Origin of the sequence: Paraglaciecola arctica (assembly GCF_018861065.1) — a bacterium.
GTDB classification, from domain to species: Bacteria; Pseudomonadota; Gammaproteobacteria; order Enterobacterales; family Alteromonadaceae; genus Paraglaciecola; species Paraglaciecola arctica_B.
This window is the reverse complement of the sequence record NZ_JAHKQO010000048.1, coordinates 115,015-130,238: the sequence shown is the minus strand read 5'-3', so window position 1 is coordinate 130,238 and position 15,224 is coordinate 115,015. Positions and strand designations below refer to the sequence as shown.

Annotated in this window: 12 protein-coding genes; 2 read left to right on the top strand and 10 right to left on the bottom strand. The window is 41.3% G+C overall.

The window, feature by feature from the left end; genetic code table 11:
* Positions 1-110 precede the first annotated feature (110 nt).
* Genes KO534_RS21285 through KO534_RS21275 form a run of 3 tightly spaced genes read right to left on the bottom strand, consistent with a single transcriptional unit; the run spans position 111 to position 2,206 of the window.
* Positions 111-785, bottom strand: coding sequence for an SCO family protein (locus KO534_RS21285; protein ID WP_252732337.1), 675 nt, complete (start codon positions 783-785; stop codon positions 111-113).
* The gene (locus tag KO534_RS21280; protein ID WP_215933084.1) at positions 742-1,356 is read right to left on the bottom strand and encodes a toxin-antitoxin system YwqK family antitoxin; all 615 of its coding nucleotides are present in this window, start codon (positions 1,354-1,356) and stop codon (positions 742-744) included. Before KO534_RS21280 ends, KO534_RS21285 begins: the two co-directional genes overlap by 44 nt.
* A complete protein-coding gene (locus KO534_RS21275) occupies positions 1,343-2,206 on the bottom strand; it encodes a YHYH protein (RefSeq protein ID WP_215933082.1) in 864 nt (287 codons plus the stop codon). Before KO534_RS21275 ends, KO534_RS21280 begins: the two co-directional genes overlap by 14 nt.
* 480 nt (positions 2,207-2,686) lie before the next feature.
* Between KO534_RS21275 and KO534_RS21270 the strand changes: the two genes are divergently transcribed.
* A complete protein-coding gene (locus KO534_RS21270; protein ID WP_215933080.1) occupies positions 2,687-3,286 on the top strand; it encodes a DUF4202 domain-containing protein in 600 nt (199 codons plus the stop codon).
* A gap of 611 nt (positions 3,287-3,897) precedes the next feature.
* On the opposite strand, the gene KO534_RS21265 is transcribed toward KO534_RS21270, so the two are convergent.
* The 6 genes from KO534_RS21265 to KO534_RS21240 all read right to left on the bottom strand — a co-directional run bounded on the left by KO534_RS21265 (position 3,898) and on the right by KO534_RS21240 (position 13,509).
* The gene (locus tag KO534_RS21265) at positions 3,898-4,191 is read right to left on the bottom strand and encodes a putative signal transducing protein (protein WP_215933078.1); all 294 of its coding nucleotides are present in this window, start codon (positions 4,189-4,191) and stop codon (positions 3,898-3,900) included.
* Between the two features lie 99 nt (positions 4,192-4,290).
* Positions 4,291-4,698 carry a hypothetical protein gene (locus KO534_RS21260; protein WP_215933076.1) on the bottom strand — a complete coding sequence of 136 codons (408 nt, stop codon included), beginning with the start codon at positions 4,696-4,698 and terminating at the stop codon, positions 4,291-4,293.
* A 59-nt stretch (positions 4,699-4,757) separates the two neighbouring features.
* Positions 4,758-9,845: a DNA repair ATPase gene (locus KO534_RS21255; protein ID WP_252732336.1), complete on the bottom strand. Its 5,088-nt coding sequence runs from the start codon at positions 9,843-9,845 to the stop codon at positions 4,758-4,760.
* Positions 9,846-9,900: 55 nt separating this feature from the next.
* Complete coding sequence (locus KO534_RS21250) at positions 9,901-11,928, bottom strand: flotillin family protein (RefSeq protein ID WP_215933074.1); 2,028 nt, start codon at positions 11,926-11,928, stop codon at positions 9,901-9,903.
* A gap of 40 nt (positions 11,929-11,968) precedes the next feature.
* Entirely contained in the window at positions 11,969-12,601 is a 633-nt protein-coding gene (locus KO534_RS21245; RefSeq protein WP_215933072.1) for a YqiJ family protein, read from the bottom strand.
* A gap of 197 nt (positions 12,602-12,798) precedes the next feature.
* Positions 12,799-13,509 carry a DUF1499 domain-containing protein gene (locus KO534_RS21240; protein ID WP_215933070.1) on the bottom strand — a complete coding sequence of 237 codons (711 nt, stop codon included), beginning with the start codon at positions 13,507-13,509 and terminating at the stop codon, positions 12,799-12,801.
* A 110-nt stretch (positions 13,510-13,619) separates the two neighbouring features.
* On the opposite strand from KO534_RS21240, the gene KO534_RS21235 reads away from it, so the two are divergent.
* Positions 13,620-14,429 (top strand): sterol desaturase family protein, encoded by an 810-nt coding sequence (locus KO534_RS21235; protein ID WP_215933068.1) that lies wholly within the window; start codon positions 13,620-13,622, stop codon positions 14,427-14,429.
* Between the two features lie 72 nt (positions 14,430-14,501).
* Here KO534_RS21235 and KO534_RS21230 read toward each other — a convergent pair whose 3' ends face one another.
* Positions 14,502-14,921 (bottom strand): GFA family protein, encoded by a 420-nt coding sequence (locus KO534_RS21230; RefSeq protein ID WP_215933066.1) that lies wholly within the window; start codon positions 14,919-14,921, stop codon positions 14,502-14,504.
* Between the last annotated feature and the right edge of the window lie 303 nt (positions 14,922-15,224).

Genomic DNA, 15,224 nt, shown 5'->3' with positions numbered 1-15,224 from the left:
AATTATTAAAAAAGCGCTTCGGCGCTTTTTTTGTTTTGTTGCTCCTTAATCCTGCCACTTGTGGTTAAAACAACAACTACCATTTTTCTATAAAACGACAATTAATACTCTCACTGAGTGCCAGAATCTAACTTTAAGGTTTCTATGTCAGATATTAAATACGCCATAGAGGCGCTGTTTAAGCCGTTGTATATACCCCTAATGTACTTATTCTGATCGATCAGTAAAATACTTTCAGTATGCAAAAAATCATTGGTGTTTTGAATATTTCCCAAGTCATCACTGGCAAAATAAGCAGTTTTAGCGAGTTGATAGATTGCATCTTTTTCACCCGTTACCACATGCCATTTTCCACTCTTAATACCATGCTCATCAGCGTAGGCTTTTAACGTAGCAACCGTGTCCGTAGTAGGACGAATTGAATGTTGCAGAATTTTCACGTCAGGATCCGCAATAAAGGTATCTTGAACTTTAGATAATTTAGAGCGGATCATCGGGCAAATACCGGGGCAAGTGCTAAAGAAGAACCCCGCTACATAGATTTTATTTTCAAAATTTTTCTCGGTGATTTGGGTACCATCTTGATCAGTAAAGCTAAAGGCTGGTATTTGATGAAAGTTTTCTAGTTGCGCACTATTTGGCTGTAACCAATGAGGCGTAAATTCCTTACTGTTGTAATAAGGCAAACTCCCTGCCGAGGCGTTTACAGCCAACATTAACAACACTAGGCTAGTGAATATATTAATAATCTTGCGAGGCATAATAATCAGGTGAGATAACTTCATCTTCGAGTCCAACACAGTTGTTTGCTTTTCTAAGTCCATAAATTCGTCCATTTTTGTATTGAAAATTACTGTACAAAGTCCCGTTCTTGCGCCATGCCTGTTGCAACCCAACAGGCTTACCAGCCTCAGTGTTAAATCGTTTAAATTTGGCACCACTTCTGTACCAGCGCCAGGCGATACCTTCCGATTTTCCTTCCACAAAATTAGTTTCAGAGCGAAGATTGCCATTAAACCACCAACTTCGGGTAGTGCCCTCTCTTACTCCTGAAACATAATATGACTCGTAACCTAAGACTCCATCGGCAAACCACTTTTTGGCGTACCCTTGACGTCTACCATTTACGAATTGATCTGCCGAAGCCAGCGCTCCAGAAGCATGGTAACTCAGCATTTCACCAGTGAAAGGTTGACTTTGGTATACCCGCTGGCCTTGTTTATTGATTGAAATTTCTGATTTATCGACCTTTAAAGGCCCCTGTAAATGCATCCAAACAGAGATACAAATAACAGTCAGCGAGATCAATAAACAACAGCCCTCTAATAATCCTAAATGGCTCTTAATTAATTTCACTCGGCGTACCTTGGAAGTTTCCAGGAAAAATTAGATAATAATCGCCATTGAGATATTGCTCGGTTGAGACATGATAATGGTACTCGGCATCTTCCTCACCAGAACCTGTATACAAAGTTACTGTACTGTGGCCATTCGACTCATCAAGATCAGTGGGATAGCCTCCAGTCGCGTAGCATCTGCGTCCGAAAATAAAGAAGCCATCAGCCATAATTCCCACTAATGCATCATCATCGTAAGAAATCGCCTTCGGCTCTAAGTGATAATGGTAAGTTTGAGGACCAGTATGAGCACCATTTCGGTCAAAACCTTGAATCACCCCAAGAGACACATCACCGTTACCTTCAGAGTCATTAAAAATTGGAGCTCCACTTAAAGCTATGCCTATAGCTCCTAAAGGCGTAGCCGAAGGTGTGCTAGCAAGCTGTGGCGAAACCGAAACGGTCAAGTCAAAATCGTTGGTATAGTCCTCAATGTCTCCTGGCGACCTTTGTGTAGCAAATAAAGTGGCGTCCTCAGGCTCAACATATAAACCGCTAGCATTGTCAGCATCCCAATAAGAAGAGGTATGGTCTGGTTTGCCTGCTGACTCTAAAGCAACACTGCATCCATCTTCAGATAACACAACTGTCACATTAGGCGCAGCGACAAATTCAAGGAATGCACTCGACAATTCTGTCGCTGGCGTATCACAATCAGCTGTTGAGCCCGAGCCAGTTCCGCTGTCAGTGCCAGAACCAGTGACTGTTTCGGCATTGTTAGTGTCAGACGAGCTACCACCACAGGCACTCAACACTAGCAAAATCGCCACACCACATAGTGCTGCTAATAAATTTTTATGAGTAAACATGACTTTTCCTCTAAAGGGCTACCCCATTATTTAGCTACATTTTTAGAAAATGTGAGCGACAACCTGAGCAGAAAAATAAGTTATTAGTCGTCAATAAGTGTCAAATTCGTCTCAGCATTGGGCTAAATATAATCGAGAACGCCTAGGGGAAATGTGCAAAATTTAAGGAAGCTACTTAAACTAAGTTCAGGTTACTGAGAAAAATTTGAATACCATTTTTGGGTGGCACATCACTGAATTGAAAGGTTAGTTGCACTTCACAATAGATAATTAACCGAGTTAACTGAATAGTCGTAATGAAAATCATGCAATGCCTGATTAATTTCCTATTCTGTGTTCATACTTGGAGCAGGATAACAGCGCAACGACGCCTTGCCCAAAATCGCCGAGGCATACTGAGTGGGTACTTCTTCAATGGAATTGGTATAACATACCCACCTATATCAATTTTTTGCCCTCTTTATTTATTCGGAGAATGTGATGACTCAAGCTGCCTACGAACAAGCCATTAATCTTATTGATAACGCCAACAGTCAGGATCCTAATATTGCGCAAGCTGAAGGTAAAAATTGGCCTAAGGAGCAGTTATATAGTCGACGCATGTCCGACATGTTGGCGCGTTACAAACCTGATGCTGACTTTGTAATAAAACTGGCGATTCACGGCCAGCATATTCAGCGCTGGCAATCGCCCCGTAATGCTTACCCTATGAATAAGCAGGGCTATCATAAGTGGCGTAGTGATCTTTATATTTTTCATGCTGATAAAGTGGCCAACATCATGGTTCAAGCAGGTTTTAGTGAGCAAGATATCAAACGAGCTAAAAATGCCGTTGCTAAAGTAGGAATTAAATCAAACCCTGATACCCAATTACTGGAAGACGTGGTTGGCTTGGTTTTCATAGAAAGTTACATGCTTGATTTTGCTGCCAAGCATCCTGAATACACAGAACAAAAATGGATAGATATCATCCGTAAAACCTGGAAAAAAATGTCTGTTGATGCGCATGAGTTTGTTTTAGCGGGCAAAATAAAACTACCAGAATCATTAACCCCTTTGATTTTAAAAGCTGTGGGCTAATGCCGTCGAAAAACAATTAGATTGGGTGACAGAGTAATTGCCGCTGCGCTTTTTGCAAAAGAATTTGAACCACAGAGATGTATGGACTCCCTCCCCCTAGGGGGAGGGAGTCCATACATCTCTGTGGTAAGAAGCTTTAGTCTTTTGCTTTTATCTGCTGCTTTTTCGTCGATAGTTAAGTTTCCCATATGCCAATTGCGGCCGTTGGTTTAATGATAAATCAGCGGCTCTGACCCCATCGATTTCAGATTCTAATTGAAAGTACGCCACCTAATTCAGTTTAGACTTCATTTGGAGTGTTGAAGCCTAAGCATATTCTTGGTTAAGCATTGGATGTAATCATAACTTTTCTAGATGTTTGCTTTGTGCTGTGAGTTAATCTAGATACTGGTTCAAGCAAAACAAATAAAGCGCAACTTTTATCGCTTGACGCAATTGAGTCACTTTCCCAATGTCCATAACTTGCACTAAGCAGAGATTCCCAATCAAGTTTGGAATGACGGGTATTAGGGTAGGGTATTAGGGTATTAGGGTATTAGCACAGTGCCGTCTTTCAGACTAGATTATGCTCTCCATTTAGAAAATGTAAGCTGGAACTCGCATTAATCTATTTAAGGTTTTTCGGCTTGACAGTTCCAACATACATTGAACGATTCAGGATTGTCTTCTCCACATTTGCCGCATACCCAACTCGTAGATTCTTCTTTGTTTGACAAACTTAACAATTCCATCGCTCGATTGTAGTCGTCATCGTTTACCCAAAGTTCTAGCCAAATTTGATGTCCTGGGATCGCGCTTCCTGAGGTGTGTTCATTTTTTAATTCTACTGCGATACCAGCACTCTCCAATAAATTCTTGGAATTCATGGCTAACAGGCGATTTTCGTTGGTATATATTTGTTTCATAAATTATCCCTAATCATATGATATGTCGTTGTTCTTTAGCGTTTCCTAGCTAGGTGTAATCAGCAAGTATTTGCTGATTCACGCTCATTACTTTGCAACTTAACTATACTTAGCATCAATTTTTTTCAATGATCGCAAAAACAGTCCTAATCCACCCACGGCTAACACTAAAATCACAATCAATTCAAAAGTTGTCATGGTGCGTAAGTTAAATCTCACTGATGAAATCACACCAAAAATTAACGCAGTCATGGAACCTAAAGTTAACAGCCAACCCAGAATGTTTTTAGCGTTAAAGAACACCAATCCAATGCCGAAAATAAAAGGGATCATGATCATGCCACCTGTTACCCCAAAGTTATTACCCAAACCAAATAGCCGTGTACCTAGACCAAAGTTTGAAGAAACAGTAATGGCGTTAAGTAACAAATAAAAACCACCACACATCATTACCACACCAATAAAAAATTGACCTATACCGCCTGAACTTCCACCAGCACCATTCATATTTTTGCCCTCATGACTTAATCTCTAATACTGTGGCTAATTAAACAACAGCTTTCAAATTACTTATTTTTCTTAAAATCGTCTTCGGTAGCACCCGACCATACCTTACTTAACAAGTGCATGGCAGTGGCTACGCGGTTTATGGGCTTGATGAGATCTGTGGTATCAGATTGTTGCATATCAAGCTTTATGGCTTCTAACGAACTGGCCATTTGCCCTAGTTGTTGCACCGCTTGTGTGGTGGGGTCACCTTCTACTTTTAGGGTTTGTTTACTGCTAAAGGCGCTACAAATGTGCTGCCAACGAGCAGTTTTTTCGTCGTCCATCACGCCCCGTAATGCAGCCAGTTTAAGTAAGTTTTCTTCGGCGCCCGACGTCAGGGTTTGCGCTTCACCCGTGTAATGGTCGCCGATGAGTTGCATCAACTCATCATGATTCATAACAGCCGAGACTTTTTCGGCCATTTTATTCATGTTGCGATAACTACCTTGCAGTTTAAATGGCGGCTCTTCGCGGTAATCTTCTGCAGTAGCCGCGGATTGAATATATTGTAAATTTACCTTCAAGATCACATCTTGAATGGTGCTTAAGTGTTTTAACACACTGATTATTTCGTTCACCTCTGCACCGCTATATTGATGGCTTAGGTCGCTACTGCTCGTTTCGCCATTTTCATTTTGTGCCAAAGTGACTAGCTTGTAGACATCTTGCATATCTCGCAGTGCTAGCGGCGCTAATACTGGATTTGAGGTCAGCGCGTTTTCTATGTAGCTCAGAGCAAACTGTTCTTCTTTACCGCCAAGTACGTCACCTAAGTTGTAGATATCAGCTCGGTTAGCCAACATGTCGGGCACTTTAAATACATCGCCTGATTCGGTGTAAGGGTTACCTGCCATGACTACACAGAATTTTTTACCACGCATGTCGTAGGTTTTAGCTTGGCCCTTCCAAACCCCTTCAATCCGCCTAGTGCCATCACACAATGAAATAAATTTTTGTAAGAACTCAGGGTGGGTATGTTGAATATCGTCCAAATACAACATCACGTTACTGCCCATTTCTAAGCCTAAGTTGAGCTTTTCAAGTTCTTGTCGAGCGGTAGCATTAGGTGCGTTTTCAGGGTCGATGGAGGTAACATCATGGCCAAGTGACGGACAGTTTACTTTCATAAACACTAAACCTAGGCGGTCGGCCACATATTCCATCAAGGTGGTTTTACCATAACCTGGCGGCGAAATAAGTAATAACAGCCCCATTAAATCGGTACGTTTATTGTCGCCCACTGTACCCATTTGTTTAGCTAGGTTATCGCCAATAATAGGCAGATACACTTCGTTAATTAAACGGTTACGTACAAACGAACTAAGAGGTTTGGCCTTATACGCATCGAGTTGTAGCTCTTGTTTGCTTAGCTCCATTTGTTGCTGGCGTAACTCATGATATCGATGAAAATTCGCTACGTGTTGAATGTGATACAGGTTTAGGCGTTCACTGAATTCATCTAGGGCAATAAGCAGTTGGCTATCTTTAATATTCGGGTGATCACTCAACAAGCCATCAATGGTGACATTTAGGTCGACCTGACTAGGGCGAGTATTTAGCTTGTCTTGGCAAATAATAAGGGCTGCGGCTTCTGGTATATAATGGGCTAGCTGCGCCTTATCATTTTCTGACAAAGTAGCTGCCAACCAAGCGTTAGTAAGCGACCACTGTTCTTCTAAACCTGGTATATGAAGTCCATCGGTAGGTGCCTGTTCAATCAACTGATTAAACTGTGCCATAGCCGCTTGGAATTCGTGGCCATGGCCCAAGGCATCTAACTGCTTGGTGAAGTTCTCAGATAAACTTTTAGCTGGCTGGCTACTGATAAAGGCGAGTTTGTTGTGTGCAAGTTCTGCACTTAAATATTCAGTACTTTGCTGAATTTCGTTGTGGCTAAAGGTTAATCCAAACTGCTCACAAAACCCTTGTAATCTTTGCAGCAAACTTTGCTGTAGTTGCTCAAAACCCTTAAGGCTATTAAAGGAATTTGCCAAAAGCTGGGCACTAAAAGCATGGCTTTGCCAAATCTTTTCTTGGTTTTTGTCTCGGCTTGAAAACGCCCAAAACATCATGGCTAAACCACGGGCTTTAGGCGCAAAACGTAATAAGTCTGCCTTTTGATGCACAGGTAAAATAGCTTGTAAAACCTTAACGGTATCTGAGTCATGCACGCCTTTTTCGTAACCCTCTTGATAGCGAGCTGCAATATACTTGCGCACCAGTTCAAGTAAGGCCTTTGGATCATCCGCTAGTTTGTATAAGGCATTAATTGACTGACCATTTTGTTGTTGCTCAGCATCACGAATAATTAAAGAGGTTAAATATTCAATACGGCTTACTTGCTGATTTTCAGATACTAAAGCCTGCTGCCAATAGGGCTTTAAATCATTTAGTTCTTGATTATCGAGTTGTTCAAAATAATCTGTGCCCACTAAGTGGCAATACAGACCATCATCACGGGGTAATAAGGTTAGGTCTAAGTTTTGTGAATTCACACTAAACTTATGTTTACCTAACTTGATAACAGCGCCGCCGTCTTCAAAAATATCCTGCTTATCTCGTAAACTACGAATACCTTGTTCTTTGGCCGCTTTTAGTTGTGCTTCTAAATCATCTGCTTTAACTGGGTCATTCAATTCGCGTAATTGCGCCACCAAATCGGCGATTTTCATCACCATAGGGTCTGAGGCAAAGTAGGTATTTAACTGGTCAGGATCGCCAAAAGAGTAAGCACGACGGGCGACGCCTTTTAAAATACGTTCGGCAGCGCCATATAAATTTTGCGAGCGGCGCTGTTGGTCTTCTAATAAACTTTGTTTGCGACTTTCAAAAACACTATGTAACTCTTCGCGCTTATCCATAATGTCGGATAAAAACTGATCGTACTCACTGAATTTAGATTCTAACTCTTCTAGCTGAATCATTAATCGTGATAGCTGCTCGTCGGCGTTTTCTGGCGTATCCACCATAGCAATGGCGCTATTAATACTTTGGGAAAACAATCTGAACTGCGCGGCAAACTCAGCAGAAGACTCACCAGAGCCTAGTTCTTTACGGCGCTTTTTGCCTTGGGCTTTAACTTGGTTTAACTTGGCATAGATCTCAGAAATATCATCAAGGATTTTAGTTCTGACTGTGGCATCATCTACTTTTAAGCCATTTAATATCTCGGTTAATAAGTCTAGGCCCATAGATAAACCATCTAGTTCATCGATTAATGGCTTAATATCTACCACTAGTGTGACTTCAGCCACACTGTTTTCTAAGGTGATAATTTTGTCGTGATAAGGCTGTAGGGCTTTATCAGCCGCTAAAAATTCAACGGTAGCACTACTGACAATTTCAAATTGTTCAGTTACTTGGGTATCTAACTCGGTAATACGTGCTTTGTTGATATAGCGTTGATCTTTAAGGGTGATCAAGTGACCACGCTGTTGTCGTAAAGCCGTTAAACAATCCACATAGTGTTCGGGCGATTGCCAATCACTAATCTTAACTGTGGCTAACACATCAGCCTGTTTTTGCTCGGCTTGAGTTAGGGCTTTGTCAGCCTGAAGTCGGATTTGCTCAACTTTAATAAATTCATCGATTACCAACTCGGCGGTAGCAGTGATATTTTTAACGACTTCGCCCAGGCCATCCACTTCGGGCTCGGTTAACCAATAATAACTGTCGAACATAGTACGGCAGGTTTTGATTAAATCTTCGTATAAATTACGACTTGGATTTGGGTTGGCCACCGAACGATTTATGGCAATTAGGTCAGAAATACCCCGCACTAATTCTTTATTGCCGATACGACTAAAAAAGCTGTCGCTTGTGGGCTGTTTAGCGGCATGTTCTTGACTGAAATAGGGGGTCTCCCATACCTGCATGGGATGTACACGAGTGGCTTCGTCTTCAGCCACAAACACCACCATAGTGCCGTTTTCAAACACACTATAACCATGAGCATAAATAGGGTTTTGTAAGGCTTTACGAATAAGGTTGTAAGAATACAAGCCCACCAAACCAGACTCTGGTTCGTAAAACACATACAACACATCTTCGCCATTGGGCGAGCGGATAGTACGTTTAAAACGTAAACCTTCTATCTCATCAGGGAAAGACTTAGTTTCACCATTTTGTAGGTAATAACCACCGGGGAAAATAATGCCGTGATCTTCAGGTAACGACACGCAAGCCAAGCCTATGGCATCAATACGTGTCACTTGATTAGTACGAGTGTTAAACACTAAGTAACGATACTGTTTTTCTCGATAGGGCTGAATTTTTAACAGTATCAAGCTACCAATTTGTGCATATTGAATATCAGCATCAGCTAAGCTTTGGGTTTGGTCGTCTACTGGCTCATTATAAATGCCTAAACCATCTTGGGTATTATTCTCAACTTTTATAGTAAGTTGCCCACTAATGGTTTCTACAAAAACCGTATCGAGAATATTAACGTGGGGGTGTTGCCCGGTTTCGTGTTGTTCGCGGCCAGCCTTTAACCATTCAAAATCATGTGAAGCAGGGGTTTTGATGGCCCTCTCGCCACGGTTATCAATGTAACTAGCTGAGCCATCTTTATTAACCCGCCATTGAAATACTCGGGTATCTTCAATTTTTCGACCAATTTGAAATACTGCAAACAGAGTTTGGTTTTGTATCTTAAGCTGAATTAACTTAGCTTCTTTGTAATAAACGTATAACTCGCTGAATTCTTTAACAAAGTTAGCATCTGCTAAAAAGCTACCGGATAAGTCTTGGGCTTCTAGCTCAAACCCTGCTGCGTTTGGTTTTAACTTGAACAGACCAAACACATCTTGGACTTTGGTCTCTTTTTTGAGACCAATAAATACGTTGTAACCAAATAGAATGTTATCGCCAACTGGCACTATGTCGCGGGCAACACAATTGTTTTCTGTTCTAACTCGTACTCGGCTAAGCACATCAAGTTTAGCTTGCCCAAACTCATCAATTCGAGCTTGGTTTAGGGCATCAACTTTTTGTTTAAGGGTCGAGGCTTGTTCCGTTAAGCGGGCACGAATCACTTCGTATGCGCCACCTTCAGCAACCGCTTGATCAAGCTGATTTTGATCAGTCATAGTGTGATCTGTCATTAAAATACTCCCAGCTAATTAAAACGGGCAGCGAAAGCTACCCTCGAACGCTCTATTAGCTTGAAGGGGTGTCGGGTTTAGTGCCTTTTGCACTGAGTGCTTTAGCCACCAAATCCATTATTTGTGGATTGTCTCCACCTTCTTTTAGGAATTTAGCCACCAGAGCAGTAATTGCGGTATCTTTTGCATTACCACTAGCACCACCAAATCCAGCCACTAACTCTTTGGCATCTTCTACAAAACTGGCATCCCCGTTAAAGTGGTCTGCAAACGCAGTTTGTAAGGTTTCACTTTTACCTATAGTGCCGTCAATTGCTTTGCCCACAGACAAAGATTTAACAAAGCTGTCTAGGTAACTGGTATCGCCACCTACAATATCGATATTGGCTTCTTTCAAGGCTTCAGATAACACTAGGGCTTGTTGTTTAGCAATTTCTACATTGGTAGTGATAGATTCCATGTTTTCTTCGTGATGCTTGTCTAAACGCATTCTGAATTCTTCATGTGAACGCTGGCTATCAGACATGGTGCCCATGGCCTCAAACTTCTTGGTCATGCCTTCTGCTTCGGCTGCGGCTTTTTTAGCCATAACTTCAGCTTCGGCCACGCCAGTTTTCTCAACGGCATCTGCCATGGCTTCTTGTACTCTTACTTCAGCCATACCTTCTTGTTCTGCTGCTATGGCCTTGGCTTCCATTACTTTAGCTTCAGCAAGGCCTGTAGCCGCAGCAAGTGCTTCATTACCTTCTGCTTCTTTACGTTGTGATAATGCTCGTTTTTCAGCTACATCTAAATCAGCTGCGGCTATCGTGGCTTTCTCTTTAGCCAAAAATTCGCTTGATTTTTCTGCCGCTTCTGCCGCTTTAATATCTTTCACTAAGGCTTCTTCAGCTTCAGCTTCTGCAGCTATTACTTTAGACTTTCTTAAACGTTCAGCCTCTGAAATTATCCTAACATCGTTAATTTCTTCTTCTTTTTCAGCTACCGTTTTATCTACTTCAACCCGGCTACGGATCACATCGGCAATTTCTCGCTTTTCGTGCTCTAGGAGTTTTTCATTCGCAATACGCTGTAGCGAGGCTTCTTTTTCGCGATCTATTTGCTCTAATTCACGGGCTTTTACAACTCGCTCTTCTTCAATGGCAACGGCACGTAACCGGTTGTTTTCAGCGACTTCAACTTCACGTTGTTTGTTTTGCTCTTGTACTTCGATTTCTTGTTCTGCCTGCACGCGAGCTTGTTCAGACTTAAGTTTTTCTTCGTGTTGTACACGTTCGGTTTCGGCAGATTCACGGGCTACGACTGTTTCAACTTCGCGCTTCTGCTTTGCTTCTGCATCAGCTTGCTGGCGTTCTAATTCAAGGATTGCTTCACGAGTTTCAACGTCTTTACGCTTGATTTTCATCTCTTCGTCACGCTCAAACACATTGGTTTGAATATGTTGCTCTGCGGTCAATTGGGTGATTTTACGAATACCCTGAGAGTCTAAGATGTTGTTTGGGTCGAGCTTTTCTAATGGAGTTTGCTCAAGGTAATCAATAGCCACGTCTTCAAGCACATAGCCGTTTAGGTCGGTGCCGATATTATCAATTATCATGTCACGGAATTTGTCACGCTTGGCGTATAGCTCTTCAAATTCTAAAGACTTACCTACGGTTTTAAGAGCTTCTGAGAACTTAGCACTAAACAAGTCTTCTAAGGTGGCAATGTTTGATGCCCGTTCACAACCAATGGCTTGAGCCACTTTCATTACGTCATCACGGTTTTTATTTACCTTAACAAAAAAGCCTACTTTGATATCGGCGCGAATGTTGTCATTACAAATCAAGCCATCAGAGCCACTTCTGTCTACTTCAATGGTTTTTAGGGAGATATCCATAATTTCCATTTTATGAAAAACAGGAATAACCACACCACCGGTAAAGGTGACTGTTGGCTCGTTACCCATTTTGTTGATGATCATGGCGCGGCCTTGCTCAACCTTTTTATAAAGGCGCGCTAACATCAAAATGATTCCCATCACTACTACAAAAATGCCAACGGCAAGAGAGATCCAGAAAATTACGTCACTTTCAGCATTCATTAGTGTTTACTCCGTTACTACATAGATTAAGAAAAGAAGGTTATAGGTTGGTGGATGACATTGCCATCACTTCAGCTTCAGAAGCAACAATGTAACTATCATGCTCTGTAGAATATTCTAACAAAACGATACGGCTACCTTTACATAAATCATTTGGGGTATTGGCTCTTACTGCGTACACCATACCGTCGTCTGAGGTCGCTTGACCAAAAGACTCAGTCACAGTTTGTGTGGTGACTGTGCAAATAACACCACCTAAATCTCTCTTAGACACGGCTTCGTGGGTTTCGAAGACTCTACGCAGTGGTTTACAACTAAGAGCAGCAATAGGTAACGCCACCATTAATGCAAAGATCGCCACAATAAAACCGATAGCGGTTGCCGAGAGTATGCCATCAAATAGAGGCGTTACAGTCTTTCGAAGTAAATAGGTCAAAGCAAAGGCATAAATATCAACTAAAGTGAGCGCAACAGTGAGAGGCACACCATTTAGACCAAAAGTTTCAAGCCAACCGCCTACAGCAGAATCACCTTGTGCATCGGCATCAATATCAAACATTTCGATATCCGCTAAACCTGCAAAAGCCATGAGCCAGAATAGCAGTAACACAATCAACGGAATGGTGAATATTATAGTAGGGAAGCTAAACACTTCGTTTAGAAAAAGATCCATTTTGATTTGCTCCAGAACTAGGTTTTAGGGGGCAACCTAACCTCAAGGGTCAATCGTCAAATTACGTTGTGAATTGGGAATTGTCAAATGAATGTGTGGTAAATAATCTTTAAATACATTCGGCACAATAGATAGATGTTATGAGTGTTGAATAGAGGCATTGCTTGCCTTTAATAAAGGCAAGCAAATTGAAAGCGCTAATTTAGGTTGTTATTAACACCAGCGATTAATGAATTTAAACGTTGTGCATTTTTACCTATATCACTTTTGCCAATACGTGACTTACTTCTGGCATCAAGCATGGTCACCTGGCCATCTTTTTGGATACGAATGACTACATCATCAACAAAGCCGAAAAACGTGGTAGTGTCGTAGGCTTCAATCAAACCAGTATTTTTATCGGAATTAACTAACTCTAAACCCATTTTTTTCACTGCCGCTAACGCTGCGTCAAATACCTGATCTGTTGTTTGTTGATACTTTTGAGTTTGTAATTCTGGGTAAGCGACTCGCTGTTGTTTAGCGATTTCTTCACCTTGATAATCAGCTGGATTTGGCGCATCAACACGTAGCGGTAAAATAGCAACAAATTTAGGCGGGTTAATTAAATCGGTTGTGATATCGTGAATGGGAGGCACTGACTTGGCTTTGTTCATCATACTCAAAGGTACAACAATTGCGACAGCTGCACATATCACTGCCACACCAGTTGCAGGCCAAGAGATATTTTTGCGCATAAAAATAATTTGGATTAACGCCAAAACAATTGCTAACGCACCTACCATTAATGCAACTCGCATGGCTAAAAATGCGTTCATTAATCCAAGAATCTCTGCTTGATATAACGGACCAGAGAGCAGCAACAACAATAAAGCCAATACACCAGCAATTAATGTAAGAATTTTCATAAAAATAATGTCCTGTAAATAAGTGACCTGTAATTTATTATCTCGATGATAATATCGAAGTTGCAGGTATATTCCTAATTGATTCACCTAAAGGGTAAACATCACTCACTATGATTAATGAAACTTGGATTAGACTTGGGGTATTCATTTCAGTATTAGCCATCATGATGCTTTGGGAATACCTCAAACCCAATCGCCATTCGCCTGTCGGTGCGGGTAAACGTTGGCTAAGTAACTTCACTTTAGTGGTGCTTGGTGCCATGGTCGCTAGGCTCATGATCCCAGCGGGTTTGGCAGCTATTGCGATTTACGCACAAAACAATCAGATTGGATTATGGAATAATTTAACATTGAGCCTGTGGGTAACTGTGCCTATCACAGTAATGTTATTGGACTGTCTAATTTACTGGCAACACAGGCTTTTTCATCGCGTTCCAATACTTTGGAAGATCCATAGAGTGCATCACGCCGATCCGCACCTTGACGCTTCAACGGGTCTGCGTTTTCATCCTATAGAAATAGCTCTAAGCTTAGTGGTGAAAATTGCCGCGGTGCTATTCCTAGGTGCGCCATTAGTGGCGATTTTAGTGTTTGAAGTATTACTCAACGCCAGTTCTATTTTTAATCACAGCAATATCAAACTGCCGTCTAAATTAGATAAGTGTTTACGTACCCTGATTGTCACTCAAGCGATGCACAGGATTCACCACAGTTACATAGTTAATGAAACAGACAGTAATTTTGGATTTAATTTATCCATTTGGGATAGGTTATTTGGAAGCTATATCGACCAGGCCAAAAACGGTGACGATGGTATTCAATTGGGCTTAAAAGAATACTCCACTGAGCAAGTGAATACCCCATTAAAGGCTTTGTTGTTAATGCCTTTTAGCCAAAAGACTAAGCTGAATGATGACTAACAACGGCTTTAAAATAACCTGTATCTCAGCTAACCACATCAAATCATTTAATTTTTAAAATCCGCGATAAATTTACTTGCTGTGTCGTGCACGTGCAGGTTCAAACCCGTTATATCTGGGGATGTCTGCGTCTAAATTATCCCAATTGGCTTTTGACGATACAAAATTATGAGACAAAGGTCTTTCAGTTATATCTGAATCAATGATGCCCAGGCGGATCCTGAGTTTACTAGGATTATCTGCATTTGAACTGAAAATTGGAGATGCGCAGACTGTGCAAAAATGTCTATTTTTCCCTGGCTTAAATTCATATGTGCCAAGCTTATTTTGTGGATCGGTTATATTGAGCTCGCTAGTATTAATAAAACCATTCGTAGCGTACGCTGTACCGCTATTTTTTCTGCAAAGCGAACAATGACAATGGATAATATCTTCGATTGAGCCAGATAGCTCAATTTTTATAGCGCCACACAAACAAGAGCCGTGGTACATTTTTAGTTCCTTTTATTTAAACTTTACACACTTAAGTACTGCAACGCTTAAGAGTTTTAAAGACTTAAGAGCTTATTAAGAAACGCAATTAGTCTAGCATTTTTATCTTGGCAACCTTTGTAAAACCGTCTCGTCGCCTCTACAGGCCTGTCTTTTCACCCTATAGAAATTGCCCTGAGCTTAGTTGTAAAAATCGCAGCGGTACTGTTATTAGGTTTAAAAGAGTATTCAAGCTCTCAAACCAATACCAGCCTCAAAGCTTTGTTATTAATGCCATTTCGCAAATAGATATCCAATTTGTTG

What these genes read in the sequence shown, in the direction of transcription:
- KO534_RS21230 (WP_215933066.1), bottom strand. Translation starts at nt 14,921, where the DNA reads ATGTACCACGGCTCTTGTTTGTGTGGCGCTATAAAAATTGAGCTATCT.
- KO534_RS21285 (WP_252732337.1), bottom strand. Translation starts at nt 785, where the DNA reads ATGAAGTTATCTCACCTGATTATTATGCCTCGCAAGATTATTAATATA.
- KO534_RS21255 (WP_252732336.1), bottom strand. Translation starts at nt 9,845, where the DNA reads ATGACAGATCACACTATGACTGATCAAAATCAGCTTGATCAAGCGGTT.
- KO534_RS21235 (WP_215933068.1), top strand. Translation starts at nt 13,620, where the DNA reads ATGATTAATGAAACTTGGATTAGACTTGGGGTATTCATTTCAGTATTA.
- KO534_RS21270 (WP_215933080.1), top strand. Translation starts at nt 2,687, where the DNA reads ATGACTCAAGCTGCCTACGAACAAGCCATTAATCTTATTGATAACGCC.
- KO534_RS21265 (WP_215933078.1), bottom strand. Translation starts at nt 4,191, where the DNA reads ATGAAACAAATATATACCAACGAAAATCGCCTGTTAGCCATGAATTCC.
- KO534_RS21240 (WP_215933070.1), bottom strand. Translation starts at nt 13,509, where the DNA reads ATGAAAATTCTTACATTAATTGCTGGTGTATTGGCTTTATTGTTGTTG.
- KO534_RS21275 (WP_215933082.1), bottom strand. Translation starts at nt 2,206, where the DNA reads ATGTTTACTCATAAAAATTTATTAGCAGCACTATGTGGTGTGGCGATT.
- KO534_RS21250 (WP_215933074.1), bottom strand. Translation starts at nt 11,928, where the DNA reads ATGAATGCTGAAAGTGACGTAATTTTCTGGATCTCTCTTGCCGTTGGC.
- KO534_RS21260 (WP_215933076.1), bottom strand. Translation starts at nt 4,698, where the DNA reads ATGAATGGTGCTGGTGGAAGTTCAGGCGGTATAGGTCAATTTTTTATT.
- KO534_RS21245 (WP_215933072.1), bottom strand. Translation starts at nt 12,601, where the DNA reads ATGGATCTTTTTCTAAACGAAGTGTTTAGCTTCCCTACTATAATATTC.